Raw genomic sequence first — 15350 nt, forward strand, 5'->3', positions numbered from 1 at the left:
CTCACAGCCCCGGCCGGATCCGCACCGCGTTCATCACGCTGGGCGTGCGCTTCAGGTTGCGCAGCACGGATTCCAGGTGCGCGCGGTCGCGCACCTGCACCACGAAGCGCAGGTCGGTGGCGTCCTGCCGCGCCTCGTCGTCCATGTCCACGTGCGTGATGTCGGCCTCCGCGTTGGCGAGCGCCGCGGCCACGCGCGCGAGCGCGCCCTTGCCGTTCGCCACGGTCACCAGCAGGCCCGTCGCGAAGGAGCGCACGGGCTCGTCCGCCCACTCCACGCCGATGAAGCGTTCGGCGTCCTTGTGCTGCAGCCGCTTGGCGACGCTGCAATCGGCCGTGTGCACCACCAGGCCTTCGCCGCGGCCCAGGTAGCCGAGGATCGGATCGCCCGGCACCGGCCGGCAGCAGGTGGCGAACTGCACCGAGGCGTTCTCGCTGCCGTCCAGCGTCAGCCCGCCCTGCGAGACGTTCTCGTGCGCCGTGAAGCGCTCGCGGCTGATCAGGAGGGCGTCGGGCTTCTCGCCCAGTTCGGACAGCAGCGTCATCAGGCGCTTGGCGACGATGCCGGCGATGCGCTTGCCCAGGCCCAGGTCCGTCAGCAGCTCGGCCCGGCTCTTGCTGCCGGTGAAGCGCAGCAGCTTCTCCCACAGCGCGTGGTAGGCCTCGTTGTCCGGCGGCAGCTTCTCCATGCCCTCGGCGCGCAGGGCCTGCGCCAGCAGCTTCTCGCCCAGCTGCTGCGACTCGGCCTGCGCCAGGGTCTTGAGGTGGTGCCGGATCTTGGAGCGGGCGCGGCCCGTGCGGACGAAGCCGAGCCAGGCGGGATTGGGCGTCGACACCGGCGCCGTGACGACTTCCACCACGTCGCCGTTCTTCAGCTCGCTGCGCAGCGGCACCTGGGCGCCGTTGATGCGCGCGGCCACAGTGTGGTCGCCCACGTCCGAGTGGATGGCGTAGGCGAAGTCGACGACGGTCGCGCCGCGCGGCAGCGCCAGGATCTGGCTCTTGGGCGTGAACACGTAGACCGCGTCGGGGAACAGGTCGATCTTCACGTGGTCCCAGAACTCGGCGGCGTCGCGGGTCTCGTTCTGGATATCCAGCAGCGACTGCAGCCACTTGGTGCCCAGGCGCTCGTCGTCCTGCGGCACGCTGGCCTTGTACAGCCAGTGCGCGGCGACGCCGGACTCGGCCACCAGGTGCATGGCCTCGGTGCGCAGCTGGAATTCCACGTTCACGCCCGAAGGGCCCACCAGCGTCGTGTGCAGCGACTGGTAGCCGTTGATCTTGGGGATCGCGATGTGGTCCTTGAACTTGCCCGGCACCGGCTTGTACAGCTGGTGCAGCAGGCCCAGCGCCGTGTAGCAGTCGGTGATCGTCGGCACGATGATGCGGAAGCCGTAGATGTCGGTCACCTGCGCGAAGGACAGCCGCTTCTCGTCCATCTTCTTGTAGATGGAGTACAGCGTCTTCTCGCGCCCGGCGATCTTCGCCTGCATGTGCGCCGTCTCGAACGTGGCTTCCACGTCGCGCGCCACCTTCTGGATCAGGTCGCGCCGGCGGCTGCGCGCCTTGGCCACGGCCTTGGCGAGCGTCGCGTAGCGCCAGGGCCGCAGGTAGCGGAACGACAGCTCCTGCAGTTCGCGGTAGGTGGTGTTCAGGCCCAGGCGGTGGGCGATGGGCGCGTAGATGTCGAGCGTCTCGCTGGCGATGCGGTGCCACTTCTCGCGCGGCACGTCTTCCAGCGTGCGCATGTTGTGCGTCCGGTCGGCCAGTTTCACCAGGATCACGCGCACGTCGCGCGCCATGGCCAGCAGCATCTTGCGGAAGCTCTCGGCCTGGTTTTCCTCGCGGGTGTTGAACTGCAGCTTGTCCAGCTTGGTGAGGCCGTCCACCAGTTCGGCGACGGCGGGGCCGAAGCGGTCGATGAGGTCGGCCTTCGTGACGCCGCAGTCCTCGATCGCGTCGTGCAGCAGCGCCGCCATCAGCGCCTGCGCGTCGAGCTTCCACTCCGCGCACTGCGCGGCGACGGCGATCGGGTGGGTGATGTAGGGCTCGCCGCTGGCGCGCATCTGCCCCAGGTGGGCCTCGTCGGCGAAGCGGTAGGCCTTGCGGACCAGGTCGACTTCGGCCGCGTCCAGGTAGTCCAGGCGGGCCGTCAGCGCGGCGAAGCTGGCCGCTGCCGCATTGGCGGCGGCAGGGCTGGGGAGGATGGGACTGCTGGGCCGCTTGCCGCTGCCCGACACCGGTGGGAGCACCGCGCTCATGCCCTTAATGTAGCGCGCGGCCCACGGGAGCGGGCAGGGCCATGAAAAAACGCCCGCGAGGGGCGTTTGTTCTGGAGGCGTTTCGGCTTAACCCGGCACCTTCTTCAGCATTTCCAGGCCGATCTTGCCTTCGGCGATCTCGCGCAGCGCGGTCACGCCGGGCTTGTTCTTGCTCTCGATCTTGGGCGCGTGGCCCTGGCTCAGCATGCGGGCGCGGTAGGTCGCGGCCAGCACCAGCTGGAAGCGGTTGGGGATTTTCTCGAGGCAGTCTTCGACGGTGATACGGGCCATGAATCTCTCCGGGGGTGGTTCAGATCCCGAGGGCCTGGAAGGTGTCGGCGCGCAGCCGCCGCTGGGACACGTACTTCAGGCGCTGGGAGTGCACGATCGCTTTGAGGTCAAAAAGCGCGCGCTCAAATAACTCGTTGATTATAACGAAATCGAACTCTTTCGCCTGCGCCAGTTCGGCGGCCGCATTGGCGAGTCGGGTTTCGATCACGTCCGGGGCGTCCTCGCCGCGCCGCTCCAGGCGCGAGCGCAGTTCCTCCCAGCTGGGAGGCAGGATGAAGATCAGCACGGCGTTGGAGAAGATGCGTTTGATCTGCAGGGCGCCCTGCCAGTCGATCTCCAGGATCACGTCGGCGCCGTGGGCGATGCGGTCCTCGATCGCCTTCTTGGAGGTGCCGTAGCGCTGGCCGTGCACGTTGGCCCATTCGACGAAGGCGTCGGCCAGCACCATCTGGTCGAACTCGCCGGGCGAGACGAAGAAATATTCGCGCCCATGCTTTTCCTGGCCGCGGGGGGCCCGCGTGGTGTGCGACACCGAGGGCTGTACGTGGGAATCGAGCTCCAGCAAGGCCTTCACCAGGCTGGACTTGCCGGCGCCGCTGGGGGCCGCCACGACGAAGAGGTTGCCGGGGTAGTCCATGCGGGATTATCCGCTACTCGATGTTCTGGACCTGTTCCCGCATCTGCTCGATGAGCACTTTCATGTCCACCGAGATCTTCGTGAGCTCCAGCGCGGCCGACTTGGATCCCAGCGTGTTCGCTTCCCGGTGCAGCTCCTGGATCAGGAAGTCCAGCCGCTTGCCCACCTCGCCGCCCTTGGCCACCAGGCGCTCGATTTCGTCCAGGTGGGCGGCCAGGCGGGTGAGTTCCTCGGCGACGTCGATGCGGATGGCGAAGGCGGTGGCCTCGGTCAGGGCGCGGTCCTGCGCCGCCTCGGGCGTCGCCGCGCCCTCGGACAGGGCCATGGCCTCCTTCCAGCGTTCCAGGAAGCGCTGGCGCTGCTGCTCCACCAGCTGCGGCACCAGCGGCCTGGCCTGTTCCGCCAGGGAGCGGAGCTGCTGCAGGTGCCCCTGGAGCATCGTCGCCAGCCGGGCGCCCTCGCGCTCGCGGGCGGCGACCAGGTCGCCCAGGGCCTGGCCGGCGACCTGCATCAGGCCCTCGCCCCAGTCGAAGCTGGTGTCGCCCTCGGCCGCGGACAGCCGCAGGATCTCGGCGACCGAGAGGGCGGCCGCCGTGGGCATCCAGGTCTTGATCGTGTCCTGCACGGCGCCCAGGCGCTGCAGGGTGGCCATCGACGGTTCGCGCACGGCCTCGCCGCCGCTGCCCTCCACGCCGGCGCGCACTTCGACCTTGCCCCGCTTGATGCGCCCGGAGATCAGCTCGCGCAGGGCGGGCTCGTGGGCGCGCAGCTCCTCGCCCAGCCGGAAGGACAGGTCCAGGAAGCGGCTGTTCACGGACCGGATTTCCAGCCCGAGCCGGGCGCCTGTTGCAGACTTGCCGCCATCCGGGCCGGCCGGTGCCGTCCCGGGGCTCAGTTGCGCCGAGGCGTAACCGGTCATGCTGTAAACTGCCATGAAGAGGAGTCTTTGAAGTCGTTGCGGGGATTTCGGGGATCGAAAAGGCGCGCGGGAGCGCCCCAACTCAAATTATGTCAAAGCTGAAACCGGCCCCTTTGCCGCCGGATACCGTGATCGGAGGCTACCGTGTGGTGCGCAAGCTGTCCGCCGGTGGCTTTGGCGTCGTCTACCTGGCCGTCGACAACGAGGGCCAGCAGGTCGCGATCAAGGAGTATCTGCCTTCCTCGCTGGCCACGCGCCCGCCGGGCGAACTGTTGCCGCAGGTCGCGCCCGAGAAGCTGTCCCTGTACCGCCTGGGCCTGAAGAGCTTCTTCGAGGAAGGCCGTTCGCTCGCGCAGATCTCCCACTCGTCGGTGGTGAGCGTGCTGAACTTCTTCCGCGAGAACGAGACGGTCTACATGGTGATGAACTACCTGGAGGGCGCGACCCTGCAGGACTTCATCATCACCGCGCGCGAGCTGAAGAAGCAGAAGGTCTTCCGCGAATCGACCATCCGCTCGCTCTTCGACGAGATCCTGCGCGGCCTGCGCATCGTGCACCAGCACAAGATGCTGCACCTGGACATCAAGCCGGCCAACATCTTCATCACGGACGACAACCGCGCCGTGATGATCGACTTCGGCGCCGCCCGCGAAGTGCTGTCCAAGGAGGGCAACTTCATCCGGCCGATGTACACCCCCGGCTTCGCCGCCCCCGAGATGTACCGCCGGGACTCCTCCATGGGCCCCTGGACCGACATCTACGCCATCGGCGCCTGCATCTACGCCTGCATGCAGGGCTACCCCCCGAATGACGCGCCGCAGCGACTGGAAAAAGACCGCTTGTCGCTTGCCCTGTCGCGCCTGCGCGGCGTCTATTCCGACAACCTCATCGAGGTGGTGGAATGGTGCATGTCCCTCGATCCCCTGTCCCGTCCGCAGTCGGTGTTCGCCCTGCAGAAGGAGCTCAGCCGGGAGGGCGAACGGCGCTATACCAAGCTCTCGGTCGGTGAGAAGATGCGCCTCCAGTTCGACAACATGGTGACCGACACCAAGAAGAACATGAGGCGAAGCGGCATAGGAGCCAAGGTGAAATGAGCCCCCACGCTTGCCGCTTCCGCTTCGGCGCTGCCCCCCCAGGGGGCCTCGGCCTCCTTGAGGCGGCTCGGCGGAGGCCGAATTGAAGTTCTCGGTCTTCCAGATCAGCCGCAAAGGCGGCCGAGAGAAGAACGAAGACCGGATGGGCTACTGCTACACCCGCGAGTCGGGGCTTTTCCTGCTGGCCGACGGCATGGGCGGCCACCCGGAAGGCGAGGTTGCCGCGCAGCTGGCCCTGCAGACGATTTCCGCGCTGTACCAGAAGGAAGCCCGCCCCGTCGTGAAGGACGTGAGCGAGTTCCTCTCCGTCGCCCTGATGGCGGCGCACCACCAGATCATCCGCTACGCCAGCGAGAAGGGCATGCTCGACACGCCCCGCACCACGCTGGTGGCGGCCGTCGTCCAGGGCCAGCACGCCACCTGGGTGCACTGCGGCGACTCGCGCCTGTACGTCGTGCGCGGCAACGAGCTGCTGACGCGCACCCGCGACCACTCCTACCTGGAGCAGCAGAACGCCGGCGTGATCCGCATGGACCGGATCAACCGCAACATCCTGTTCACCTGCCTCGGCTCGCCGACCAAGCCGGTCTTCGACGTCACCGGCCCGGTGCAGCTGCAGCAGGGCGACAAGATCCTGCTGTGCTCCGACGGCCTGTGGAGCAGCCTGGAAGACACCGACATCGTGCGCGAGCTGGCCGGCAAGCCGGTGGCCGAGGCCGTGCCCGACCTGGTGGAGAGCGCGCTGCGCAACGGCGGCGAGCACTCCGACAACGTGACCGTGATCGCCATGGAGTGGGAGACGCCGGACACCTTCGAGTCCACCCGAGGCATCTCCACCGACAGCATCTCCGACGGCGTCTTCGCCTCGACCATCCAGGCCGGCGTGCTCGACACGCTGGTCGACGACCTCGACGACGCGGCCATCGAACGCTCGATCGCCGAGATCAACGAGGCAATCAAGCGCTCGGCAGCCAAGAAGGCCTGAGCAGAAGAGGTTGTCATCCCGGGCTCGACCCGGGATCCACGGTCGCGCGGCACCACGCATCCATGGATTGCGGCTCAAGGCCGCAATGACATGACTTCCCAATGCCATGGGTCGGGCACGCCCATCCCCACTTCCCTATCATTCTCCGATGACGACTTTCCTCCGCAGCGGCAACCGTGCCGCCGACCAGCTTCGCCCCGTCCGCATCACGCGCGGCTTCACCATGCATGCCGAGGGCTCGGTGCTGATCGAGTTCGGCAACACCCGCGTTCTCTGCACGGCCTCCGTGGAAGAGAAGGTGCCGCCGCACAAGCGCGGCAGCGGCGAAGGCTGGGTGACGGCCGAATACGGCATGCTGCCGCGGGCCACGCACACGCGCGGCGACCGCGAGGCCGCGCGCGGCAAGCAGAGCGGGCGCACGCAGGAGATCCAGCGCCTGATCGGCCGCTCGCTGCGCGCCGTGTTCGACCTGAAGAAGCTGGGCGAGCGCACCATCACGCTGGACTGCGACGTGCTGCAGGCCGACGGCGGCACCCGCACGGCGGCGATCACCGGCGCCTTCGTGGCGGCGCAGGATGCCGTGAACCACCTGCTGCGCGCGGGCAAGCTCACGGAGTCGCCCGTGCTGGGGCCCGTCGCGGCGATCTCGGTGGGGATCGTGGACGGCACGCCGTTGCTGGACCTGGAATACATCGAGGACGTCGCCTGCGACACCGACATGAACGTGGTGATGACCGGCGCCGGCCACTACGTGGAGGTGCAGGGCACGGCCGAAGGCGTCGCCTTCACGCGCGCCGAGATGGACGAACTGCTGCGGCTGGCCGAGAAGGGCATCGCCGAGCTCGTGGCGATGCAGGCGAAGGCGCTTTCCGCGTGATCGATCGCATCGTCCTCGCCTCCAACAACGCGGGCAAGCTCGCCGAGCTGCAGCAGATGTTCGCGCCGCTGGGCATCGCGCTGGTGCGCCAGGGCGCGCTGGGCGTGCCCGAAGCGGAGGAGCCGCACCGCACCTTCGTGGAGAACGCGCTGGCCAAGGCGCGCAACGCGGCGCAGCACACCGGCCTGCCGGCGATGGCGGACGACGCGGGGCTGTGCGTCGACGCCTTCGGCGGCCTGCCCGGCGTGGACACCGCCTACTACGCGACGCAGTTCGGCCTGCCCAAGGGCGACGACAACAACGTGACGGCCCTGCTGGAACAGATGCGCGACGTGGACAACCGCCGCGCCGCCCTCGTCAGCACGCTCGTCGCGGTGCGCGCGCCCTTCGACCCCGAGCCGCTGATCGCCGTGGGCCGCGCGCCCGGCGAGATCGCGCGCGAGCGGCGCGGCGCCAACGGCTTCGGCTTCGATCCCGTGATGTTCATCCCGACCCTGGGCAAGACGTTCGCCGAGCTGCCCGCCGAAGTGAAGAACGCGCACAGCCACCGCGGCCAGGCGGCGCGCCAGATGGTGCAGCTCATCCGGGAACGCTGGCTGTGAACGCCGACGCCGCCCAGCGCTACCTGCGTCCGGGCCTGCTGCAGCTGCAGGCGCTGCCGCCGCTGTCGCTGTACGTCCACCTGCCCTGGTGCCTGAAGAAGTGCCCCTACTGCGACTTCAACTCGCACGAACTGGCCCCCAAGACGCCTTCGGCGTCGGCCCCCCAAGGGGGCGCATCCGGCTTGGGGCGGCCCGGCGCCGGATGGATGAGGCGCGACGAGCTGCCCGAGACCCGCTATCTCGACGCGCTGCGCGCCGACCTCGAGTCGGCGCTGCCGCTCGTGTGGGGCCGGCAGGTGCACAGCGTCTTCATCGGCGGCGGCACGCCCAGCCTGTTCTCGCCGGAAGGCATCGCGCGGCTGCTGTCGGACATCCGCGCGCGCGTGCAGCTGGTGCCCGACGCGGAGGTCACGCTGGAGGCGAACCCCGGCACCTTCGAGAAGGACCGCTTCAAGGCCTTCCGCGCCGCCGGCGTCACGCGGCTGTCCGTCGGCGTGCAGAGCTTCGACGATGCCAAGCTGCGCGCGCTGGGCCGCGTGCACGACAGCCGCCAGGCCGTGGCCGCGGTCGAGGAGGCCGCCGCGAACTTCGAGACCTTCAACCTCGACCTGATGTACGCGCTGCCCGGGCAGACGCTCGCCGAGCTGGAGCAGGACGTGACGCAGGCGCTGGCGCTGATGCCGCCGCACCTGTCGATCTACCACCTGACCATCGAGCCCAACACGTATTTCGCGAAGTTCCCGCCGGTGACGCCGCCGGACGACCTGGCCTACGCGATGCTCGATCGCATCACGGAGATGACGGCCGCGACGGGCCTGGAGCGCTACGAGGTGTCGGCCTATGCCAAGCCGGGGCACCGCTGCTTCCACAACCAGAACTACTGGTCCTTCGGCGACTACCTGGGCATAGGCGCCGGCGCGCACGGCAAGCTCAGTTTCCCGCACCGCATCGTGCGCCAGGTGCGCTATCGCGAGCCGCGCCTGTACATGGAGAAGGCGCTCGCCGGCGCGCCGATCGCGCAGGACGACGAGGTCGCGCGCGCGGACCTGCCCTTCGAGTTCATGCTGAACGCGCTGCGGCTGAAGGACGGCTTCGCGCTGCAGGACTTCGTCGCGCGCACGGGGCTGCCGCCGAGCGCGATCGAGAAGCCGCTGCAGGAAGCGCAGGCGAAAGGCCTCGTCGAGCGGGATGACGTGCGGGTGAAGCCCACCGAGCGGGGCTTCGATTTCCTCTCGGACCTGCAGGCCTTGTTCCTCGCGTGACCCTCACCGCCCCCGCGGATCCCGATCCCCCAACGCTTCCTTCAACGGATCCATCGCCTCCGCCGGCCGCACGTTCTGGAAGGTTTCCACGACCCGGCGTACGATCTGCTTCTGTTCCGGCGTCCAGTTCGCCAATCGTTCCGACCCGAGCACGCCTTCCAGCGCCGTCACCAGGTGCAGCTGGAACTGCTGCGGCTGCGGGTGGGTCGCCACCAGCGAAGTGAGCGTGACGTAGGTCGCGGTGTGCATCGCGATCAGGTGCTGCACCTCGCGCCGGAGCGCCTCGATGTCGTCGTCCATGCCTGCCATTCCTTCCTGCCGAAACCGCCGATGCCCCAGTCCGCCGATTTTCCCCATCACGCGCTGCTGCTGCAGCAACTCCCCGAAGCCCTGATCGTCACCGATGTGCAGGGAACGATCCGCCTGTGGAACGCCGCCGCCGAGCGCCTGTTCGGCTTCACCGCCCAGGAGGCGCTGGGCGGCAGCCTGGACATCATCATCCCCGAGCGCTTCAAGGCGGCGCACGACGCGGGCTTCGCGCGCGCCGTCGCCTCGGGCGAGCTGCGCGTGGGCGGGCGCGTGATGCGCACGCGGGCGCGGCACAAGGAGGAGGGGCGCAAGCTCTACGTGGACTTCTCGTTCGGGCTGCTGAGGGATGCGCAGGGGAAGGTGCTCGGGGTGTTCGCGACAGGGCGTGACGCGACCGAGGCGCACGTCAAGGGGCAAGCCTGATCCATACGGGCGCGTGGTCGCTGGGCTTCTCGCGTCCGCGCTGGTCCGCGTCCACGCCCGTGGCCTGCAGCCGCGGCACCAGGTCGGGCGTGAGCAGAAGGAAGTCCATGCGGAAGCCGGCGTTGCGCCGGAACGCCCCCTCGTTGACCCAGAAGGTGTAGATGCGCTCGTCCGGATGCAGGTGCCGCGTGGCGTCGACCCAGCCCTGCGCCAGCAGGCGCTGGTACTTCTCGCGCGTCTCGGGCTGCAGCACCGCGTCGAAGCGCCAGCTGCCGGCGTTGTAGATGTCGGCGTTGGTCGGCACCACGTTGAAGTCGCCGGCCAGGATCACGGAGAGGCCCGAGTCCATGAGCGTGCGCGCATGCGCGATCAGCCGCTCCATCCAGCGCTGCTTGTAGTCGAAGTTGGGGCTGGGCACGGGGTTGCCGTTGGGCAGGTACACCGAGACGATGCGCAGGCCGTGCAGGTCCGCTTCGAGCCAGCGCGTCGCGACGTCGTCGTCGTCGCCGGGCAGGCCGCGCCGCACTTCCACCGGCGTCGCGCCGCGCGCGAGGATGGCCACGCCGTGGTGCGAGCGCTGGCCATGCCAGATGGCGCCGTAGCCCAGGTCCGCGAAGGCCTGGGCGGGAAAGGTGGCGTCGCCGGTCTTGATCTCCTGCAGGCAGGCGACGTCGGGCCGCGTTTCCTCCAGCCATTCGCGCAGCCGGGGCAGGCGCCCCTTGACGCCGTTCACGTTGAAGGTCGCGACCTTCATGCGCTCACAGCAGGAAGGGCTGTCCCGTCACCGGCGTGCTCGGCACGGCCATCTCCTGGCGCGCCATGATGCCGGCCTCGTAGGCGAGCCGGCCCGATTCCACGGCGAGCCGGAAGGCCCGCGCCATCTTCACCGGGTCGTGCGACTGCGACACGGCGGAGTTCACCAGCACGGCGTCGAAGCCCAGCTCCATCGCGTGGACGGCGTGCTGCGGCGAGCCGATGCCGGCGTCGACGACCAGCGTCGCGTCCGGCAGGCGCGCGCGCAGCGTGCGCAGCGCCGTCGGGTTCAGCAGGCCCTGCCCCGAGCCGATCGGCGCGCCCCAGGGCATGAGGATGCGGCAGCCCGCGTCCAGCAGGCGCTGGCAGGTGACCAGGTCGTCGGTGCAGTAGGGGAAGACCTCGAAGCCGTCCTTCACCAGCGTGCGCGCCGCCTCCACCAGCTCGAAGAGATCGGGCTGCAGCGTGTAGTCGTCGCCGATCACTTCCAGCTTGAGCCAGCGCGTGTCGAACAGCTCGCGCGCCATGTGCGCCAGGGTGACGGCTTCGCGCGCCGTCTTGCAGCCGGCCGTGTTGGGCAGCAGGCGGGCGCCGCTCGCGCGGATGAGCCCGTAGAAATCGCCGGGCGTGCCGGCGGCGGCCAGCTGGCGCTTGAGGCCGACGGTGACCACCTGCGTGCCGGAAGCGGCGATCGCCTCCTGCAGCACCTGCGGCGAGGGATACCCGGCGGTGCCGAGGAAGAAGCGGCTGGCGAGTTCGACCTCGCCGATGTTCAGTCCCATGCTCAACCTCCCGTGATGGGCTGGAAAGTGAAGACGGCGTCGCCGTCGTGCAGAGCGCGAGCGGCGCGGCCCGCGCGCGGCACGAACTCGCCGTTGACGGCCGTGGCCAGCGCCTCGGGCGGCTGGCCGAGCGTCGCGACGAGGTCCGCGAGCGTCGCACCCGCGTCCACCTGGCGCGGCTCGCCATTGAGCGTGATCTGCTTGGTCATTCCGTCATTCGTCATTCGTCATTTCGCCATGGGCTGCAAGGCGGCCTCCACCAGCGCCGGCCCGATCAGCCAGCCGTGGCGGAACAGCCCGTTGATGCGCGTGAGCCCGTCGCGCGTCTCCAGCAGCGGCAGGTTGTCCGGCAGGGCCGGGCGCAGGTTCGTCTCGCTGTGCACGATGCGCGCCTCGGCGAGCTCCGGCACGACGCTGTGCGCCGCGGCCAGCAGTTCGACCGTGGTGCGCAGCGACACGGGCGAGCGGTCCTCGCTCTCGATCTCGCTGGCGCCCACGACCACGATGTCGGGCGCGCGCGGCACGATGTAGACGCGGTAGCGCGGGTGCAGCAGGCGCAGCGGCCGGCGCAGCGGCACGCCGGGCGCCTGCAGCCAGAAGATCTCGCCGCGCACGCCGCGCACGGGCAGCTGCGGGCGGGCTCCGGTGCCGCGCACGTCGAAGACGTGGTCGAAGCGCTGTTCGCCGCCGGCGGTGCGCAGCGCGCCCGGCTCGGCGGAGGCCACGGTTTCGCCCCAATGCCAGTGCACGCCGGTCGCGCCCGCCGCCAGCGCCTGCATCGCCTGCACGGTATGGATGCGCCCCTCGTGCGGGAGCAGCCAGGCGTGGGCCGGCCCGCGGACGGCGGGTTCGAGCTCGCGCAGGGTTTCAGCGGGAAGCGATCGAGGGACGAGATCCGTAGGGTGGCGGTGAGCGGAGCGAACCCCACCGTCGGCCATCTTCGCGTGCAACAACTCGATCACGCGCCGGGCCGCCCCTTCGTCCCCGCGATGCGCCAGCAGCAGGCTCCCGTCGAACGCGCACTCCACCGGCAGCGCGAGCTGCCCCAGCACCTGCGGCCACAGTTCCATGCTCCGCAAGCCCAGCCGGAACACGCCTTCGTCCGCGCATTCCAGCTCCGCCACGGGGCTCAGCATGCCCGCGGCCGTCCAGCCGGCGGCGCCGCGCGCCTCGGCGTGCGCGGCCGGGTCGAACACGTGCACTTCGTGCCCGGTGCGGGAGAGGTGGAAGGCGAGGAGGCGGCCCAGCAGGCCGGCGCCGGCGATGGCAATCTTCATCGCGGGCGGGCCCGGGAGGGCGGGAAAGCGGGGAGGGGAAGATGCTGCATGCGGCTCTCCTTACGCCGGTACGAACCGGTTCAAGTTCACGGGTTTGGTGTTGCCATCTCAGCGACCGGCCGGCAGGCCGCTCGCACCCCGGAGCGAGCGCCAAGTATAGCCCGCGGGGACCGCCCGCGCGGGCGCATGGCTTAGACTGGCCCGCACGAGCCCGGGCACACGGGCCGCAGGAGACAGCCTCATGGAGATGACGACCTTCCGCCTGCGCGTGAACGGCACCGAGCGTGCCGTGCAGGCCGGGGAGAACACGCCCCTGCTGGACGTGCTGCGCAACGCCTGCGGGCTCAAGGCCACGCGCTTCGGCTGCGGCAGCGGTGAATGCGGCGCCTGCCACGTGCTGCTCGATGGCGTCTCCACGCCGGCGTGCGACACGCCCGTGGCCGCGGCGCAGGGCAAATCCATCGTCACCGTGGAAGGGCTGGGCGGGCCCGGCCGGCCGAGCGCGCTGCAGCAGGCCTTCATCGAGGAGCAGGCCGGCCAGTGCGGCTACTGCCTCTCCGGCATCCTGGCCACGGCGACGGCGCTGCTCGAACGCGAACCGCACCCGAGCGAAGCGCGCGTGCGCGAGGCGCTCGACGGCCACCTGTGCCGCTGCGGCGCGCACAACCGCATCGTGCGCGCGGTGCTGCGCGCCGCGGAAGCGGGGAGCGCGCGATGAGCGATCTTCCGAAGAGCCTGCAGGCCAACCCGAAGCTGTCGCAGTGGCTGTCCATCCTGCCCGCGGGCCGCGTGGAGGTGCGCAGCGGCAAGGTGGAACTGGGGCAGGGCATCGTGACCGCGCTGGCCGCCATCGCGGCGGAGGAGTTGGACGTCGCGCCGGCGCGCATCACCATGGTCCCCGCGAGCACGGCGGCATCGCCCGACGAAGGCTTCACGTCCGGCAGCCTGTCGATCCAGGATTCCGGCAGCGCCCTGCGCCAGGCCTGCGCGGAAGCACGCGACATCTACCTGCGCGCGGCGGCGCAGCGGCTGGAAGTGGCCGTCGCCGACCTGGAGATCGCCGACGGCGCCATCCGCGTGCGCGGCGCGCCGGACGTGGCGAGCAGCTACTGGGAGCTGGCCGATCCCGCCTTGCTGGAGGTCGCCGCTTCCGGCCGGGCCCGGCCCAAGCCGCCGCGCGCGCAGGCCGAGGCGCAGCTGCAGAGGGAAGACCTCGCCGCGAAGGTCCTGGGCCGGCCGGCCTTCCTCCACGACATGGAGCTGCCGGGCCTGCTGCACGCGCGCATGGCGCATCCGCCCTCGCCCGGCGCGGAGCTGCTGGAGGTCGACGCGGCCGCCGTCGAGGCGCTGCCCGGCGTGGTGCGCGTGGTCCGCCTGCGCAGCTTCCTCGCTGTCGTCGCGCAAAGCGAGGACAGCGCGGTGCGCGCGCTGCGCAAGCTGAAGGCGGTGGCGCGCTGGCGCGAAACGGCATCGCTGCCCGACGTGGACGACCTGCCCGCCTTCCTGCGCGCGCAGCCGGCCGAGACCAGCATCGTCGACGAGCAGCGCGACGCGAAGGCGCCCGCCGCGGTGCGGCGCTTCGGCGCGAGCTATGCGCGTCCCTACATCGCGCACGCGTCCATCGCCCCGTCCTGCGGCATCGCCCGCTTCGACGGCGGCAGGCTGGAGGTATGGACGCATGCGCAAGGCGTGTATCCGCTGCGCAAGGACCTCGCCGTGCTGCTGGATCTCTCCGCCGACGCGATCACCGTGACGCACGTGCCCGGCGCCGGCTGCTACGGCCACAACGGCGCCGACGATGCGGCGGTCGATGCGGCCCTGCTCGCGCACGCCTTGCCGGGCCATCCCGTCCGCGTGCTTTGGACGCGCGAGGACGAACTCTCCTGCGCGCCCTTCGGCGCGGCGATGGCCGTGGACGTGCGTGCCGGCGTCGCGCCCGACGGCCGCATCGTGGAGTGGGAGCACGAGACCTGGTCCAACGGCCACAGCCTGCGTCCCGGCCGCATGGCCGTGCCCGTGTTCCACGCGGCGCCGCTGCTCGGCTTCGCGCCGCAGGTGTCCATCAACGTGCCGGTGGCCACGGGCGGCGGCGCCGAGCGCAATGCCGTGCCGACCTACGACTTTCCCCAGCGCAGGATCGTCAACCACCGCCTGCTCGCCATGCCGCTGCGCACGTCGTCGCTGCGCTCGCTGGGCGCGCACTGCAACGTGTTCGCGGCCGAAGGGCTCGTCGACGAGATCGCCGTCGCGCTCGGCGTCGATCCACTGGACTACCGCCTGCGCCACCTGGGCGACCCGCGCAGCCGCGACGTGCTGGAGAAGGTCGCGGAGATGAGCGGCTGGCGCGGCCGCACGCCGCGCGAAGGCGAGGGCTTCGGCATCGCCTTCGCGCGCTACAAGGTCAACGGCGCGTGGTGCGCGGCGGTCGCGCAGGTCGAGGCGCAGCACGCGGTGCGCGTGAAGCGCGTGTGGCTCGCCGTCGACGTCGGCCGCGTGGTGCAGGCCGACGGCGTCGTGAACCAGATCGAAGGCGGCGCCATCCAGACGGTGAGCTGGTGCCTGAAGGAAGCCGTGCAGTTCGACCGCGCGCGCGTGACCAGCGACACCTGGGCGAACTATCCCATCCTGCGTTTCTCCGAAGTGCCGGCCGTGGAGGTCGCGCTGATCGACCGGCCGCAGGAGAAATCGCTGGGTGCCGGCGAGCCCACGCACGGCCCGCTCGCCGCTGCCATCGGCAACGCGCTCGCGCAGGCGATCGGCGTGCGGGTGCGCGAACTGCCCTTCACGGCCGAGCGCGTGCGGCGCGCGCTGCTCGCGGCATAGCATGATCGCGCGGCGCATCGCACGCGCACGCGAGCCCCACCCGATCGGCAGATCAA

The 15350-nt window shown here is 70.2% G+C and carries 17 protein-coding genes and 1 riboswitch; of the genes, 8 read left to right on the forward strand and 9 right to left on the reverse strand.

What is annotated here, in order from left to right; all coding sequences use genetic code 11:
• Position 1 precedes the first annotated feature (1 nt).
• The 4 genes from ACY0MJ_RS17945 to ACY0MJ_RS17960 all read right to left on the reverse strand — a co-directional run bounded on the left by ACY0MJ_RS17945 (position 2) and on the right by ACY0MJ_RS17960 (position 4122).
• The gene (locus tag ACY0MJ_RS17945) at positions 2 to 2260 is read right to left on the reverse strand and encodes a RelA/SpoT family protein (protein WP_462639902.1); all 2259 of its coding nucleotides are present in this window, start codon (positions 2258 to 2260) and stop codon (positions 2 to 4) included.
• Between the two features lie 87 nt (positions 2261 to 2347).
• Entirely contained in the window at positions 2348 to 2551 is a 204-nt protein-coding gene (gene rpoZ, locus ACY0MJ_RS17950; RefSeq protein WP_077592946.1) for a DNA-directed RNA polymerase subunit omega, read from the reverse strand.
• Positions 2552 to 2570: 19 nt separating this feature from the next.
• Positions 2571 to 3188 (reverse strand): guanylate kinase, encoded by a 618-nt coding sequence (gene gmk / locus ACY0MJ_RS17955; protein WP_462639903.1) that lies wholly within the window; start codon positions 3186 to 3188, stop codon positions 2571 to 2573.
• Positions 3189 to 3201: 13 nt separating this feature from the next.
• Positions 3202 to 4122 carry a YicC/YloC family endoribonuclease gene (locus tag ACY0MJ_RS17960; protein ID WP_462639904.1) on the reverse strand — a complete coding sequence of 307 codons (921 nt, stop codon included), beginning with the start codon at positions 4120 to 4122 and terminating at the stop codon, positions 3202 to 3204.
• A 74-nt stretch (positions 4123 to 4196) separates the two neighbouring features.
• Between ACY0MJ_RS17960 and ACY0MJ_RS17965 the strand changes: the two genes are divergently transcribed.
• The 5 genes from ACY0MJ_RS17965 to hemW all read left to right on the forward strand — a co-directional run bounded on the left by ACY0MJ_RS17965 (position 4197) and on the right by hemW (position 8927).
• Positions 4197 to 5201: a serine/threonine protein kinase gene (locus ACY0MJ_RS17965; protein WP_462639905.1), complete on the forward strand. Its 1005-nt coding sequence runs from the start codon at positions 4197 to 4199 to the stop codon at positions 5199 to 5201.
• Between the two features lie 82 nt (positions 5202 to 5283).
• The gene (locus ACY0MJ_RS17970) at positions 5284 to 6186 is read left to right on the forward strand and encodes a PP2C family protein-serine/threonine phosphatase (RefSeq protein ID WP_462639906.1); all 903 of its coding nucleotides are present in this window, start codon (positions 5284 to 5286) and stop codon (positions 6184 to 6186) included.
• Positions 6187 to 6334: 148 nt separating this feature from the next.
• The gene (gene rph / locus ACY0MJ_RS17975; RefSeq protein ID WP_462639907.1) at positions 6335 to 7063 is read left to right on the forward strand and encodes a ribonuclease PH; all 729 of its coding nucleotides are present in this window, start codon (positions 6335 to 6337) and stop codon (positions 7061 to 7063) included.
• A 56-nt stretch (positions 7064 to 7119) separates the two neighbouring features.
• Positions 7120 to 7665: a non-canonical purine NTP pyrophosphatase gene (locus tag ACY0MJ_RS17980; protein WP_462639960.1), complete on the forward strand. Its 546-nt coding sequence runs from the start codon at positions 7120 to 7122 to the stop codon at positions 7663 to 7665.
• Positions 7662 to 8927 carry a radical SAM family heme chaperone HemW gene (hemW, locus tag ACY0MJ_RS17985; RefSeq protein WP_462639908.1) on the forward strand — a complete coding sequence of 422 codons (1266 nt, stop codon included), beginning with the start codon at positions 7662 to 7664 and terminating at the stop codon, positions 8925 to 8927. Before ACY0MJ_RS17980 ends, hemW begins: the two co-directional genes overlap by 4 nt.
• Positions 8928 to 8930: 3 nt before the next feature.
• Here the strand turns inward: hemW and ACY0MJ_RS17990 are convergent, their stop codons facing one another.
• Positions 8931 to 9227: a hypothetical protein gene (locus ACY0MJ_RS17990; RefSeq protein WP_462639909.1), complete on the reverse strand. Its 297-nt coding sequence runs from the start codon at positions 9225 to 9227 to the stop codon at positions 8931 to 8933.
• Positions 9228 to 9257: 30 nt separating this feature from the next.
• Here ACY0MJ_RS17990 and ACY0MJ_RS17995 point away from each other — a divergent pair, with 30 nt between their 5' ends.
• Positions 9258 to 9659 (forward strand): PAS domain S-box protein, encoded by a 402-nt coding sequence (locus ACY0MJ_RS17995; RefSeq protein WP_462639910.1) that lies wholly within the window; start codon positions 9258 to 9260, stop codon positions 9657 to 9659.
• Here ACY0MJ_RS17995 and xth read toward each other — a convergent pair.
• From xth to ACY0MJ_RS18015, 4 genes are read right to left on the reverse strand one after another with little or no spacing between them, the layout of a single operon-like run.
• On the reverse strand, positions 9643 to 10413 hold the full coding sequence (gene xth / locus ACY0MJ_RS18000; RefSeq protein ID WP_462639911.1) for an exodeoxyribonuclease III: 771 nt from the start codon (positions 10411 to 10413) through the stop codon (positions 9643 to 9645). The two genes, ACY0MJ_RS17995 and xth, sit on opposite strands and share 17 nt — an antisense overlap.
• 4 nt (positions 10414 to 10417) lie before the next feature.
• The gene (locus ACY0MJ_RS18005) at positions 10418 to 11194 is read right to left on the reverse strand and encodes a thiazole synthase (protein WP_462639912.1); all 777 of its coding nucleotides are present in this window, start codon (positions 11192 to 11194) and stop codon (positions 10418 to 10420) included.
• A 2-nt stretch (positions 11195 to 11196) separates the two neighbouring features.
• Positions 11197 to 11403 (reverse strand): sulfur carrier protein ThiS, encoded by a 207-nt coding sequence (gene thiS, locus ACY0MJ_RS18010; protein WP_462639913.1) that lies wholly within the window; start codon positions 11401 to 11403, stop codon positions 11197 to 11199.
• Positions 11404 to 11421: 18 nt separating this feature from the next.
• Positions 11422 to 12471 (reverse strand): FAD-dependent oxidoreductase, encoded by a 1050-nt coding sequence (locus ACY0MJ_RS18015; protein ID WP_462639914.1) that lies wholly within the window; start codon positions 12469 to 12471, stop codon positions 11422 to 11424.
• A 40-nt stretch (positions 12472 to 12511) separates the two neighbouring features.
• Positions 12512 to 12622: riboswitch (TPP riboswitch) on the reverse strand.
• 90 nt (positions 12623 to 12712) lie between these two features.
• On the opposite strand from ACY0MJ_RS18015, the gene ACY0MJ_RS18020 reads away from it, so the two are divergent.
• Together ACY0MJ_RS18020 and ACY0MJ_RS18025 are read left to right on the forward strand one after the other, a co-directional pair.
• Complete coding sequence (locus ACY0MJ_RS18020; RefSeq protein ID WP_462639915.1) at positions 12713 to 13189, forward strand: (2Fe-2S)-binding protein; 477 nt, start codon at positions 12713 to 12715, stop codon at positions 13187 to 13189.
• The gene (locus ACY0MJ_RS18025; protein WP_462639916.1) at positions 13186 to 15294 is read left to right on the forward strand and encodes a xanthine dehydrogenase family protein molybdopterin-binding subunit; all 2109 of its coding nucleotides are present in this window, start codon (positions 13186 to 13188) and stop codon (positions 15292 to 15294) included. The genes ACY0MJ_RS18020 and ACY0MJ_RS18025 overlap by 4 nt, the downstream gene beginning before the upstream one ends.
• The last annotated feature ends 56 nt before the right edge of the window (positions 15295 to 15350 follow it).

It is taken from the genome of Ramlibacter sp. bp-362, from assembly GCF_054956735.1.

Coding starts and splice junctions, on each gene's coding strand:
- ACY0MJ_RS17945 (WP_462639902.1), bottom strand. CDS start 2,260: ATGAGCGCGGTGCTCCCACCGGTGTCGGGCAGCGGCAAGCGGCCCAGC.
- rpoZ (WP_077592946.1), bottom strand. CDS start 2,551: ATGGCCCGTATCACCGTCGAAGACTGCCTCGAGAAAATCCCCAACCGC.
- gmk (WP_462639903.1), bottom strand. CDS start 3,188: ATGGACTACCCCGGCAACCTCTTCGTCGTGGCGGCCCCCAGCGGCGCC.
- ACY0MJ_RS17960 (WP_462639904.1), bottom strand. CDS start 4,122: ATGGCAGTTTACAGCATGACCGGTTACGCCTCGGCGCAACTGAGCCCC.
- ACY0MJ_RS17965 (WP_462639905.1), top strand. CDS start 4,197: ATGTCAAAGCTGAAACCGGCCCCTTTGCCGCCGGATACCGTGATCGGA.
- rph (WP_462639907.1), top strand. CDS start 6,335: ATGACGACTTTCCTCCGCAGCGGCAACCGTGCCGCCGACCAGCTTCGC.
- ACY0MJ_RS17980 (WP_462639960.1), top strand. CDS start 7,120: ATGTTCGCGCCGCTGGGCATCGCGCTGGTGCGCCAGGGCGCGCTGGGC.
- ACY0MJ_RS17990 (WP_462639909.1), bottom strand. CDS start 9,227: ATGGACGACGACATCGAGGCGCTCCGGCGCGAGGTGCAGCACCTGATC.
- ACY0MJ_RS17995 (WP_462639910.1), top strand. CDS start 9,258: ATGCCCCAGTCCGCCGATTTTCCCCATCACGCGCTGCTGCTGCAGCAA.
- xth (WP_462639911.1), bottom strand. CDS start 10,413: ATGAAGGTCGCGACCTTCAACGTGAACGGCGTCAAGGGGCGCCTGCCC.
- ACY0MJ_RS18005 (WP_462639912.1), bottom strand. CDS start 11,194: ATGGGACTGAACATCGGCGAGGTCGAACTCGCCAGCCGCTTCTTCCTC.
- thiS (WP_462639913.1), bottom strand. CDS start 11,403: ATGACCAAGCAGATCACGCTCAATGGCGAGCCGCGCCAGGTGGACGCG.
- ACY0MJ_RS18015 (WP_462639914.1), bottom strand. CDS start 12,471: ATGAAGATTGCCATCGCCGGCGCCGGCCTGCTGGGCCGCCTCCTCGCC.
- ACY0MJ_RS18020 (WP_462639915.1), top strand. CDS start 12,713: ATGGAGATGACGACCTTCCGCCTGCGCGTGAACGGCACCGAGCGTGCC.
- ACY0MJ_RS18025 (WP_462639916.1), top strand. CDS start 13,186: ATGAGCGATCTTCCGAAGAGCCTGCAGGCCAACCCGAAGCTGTCGCAG.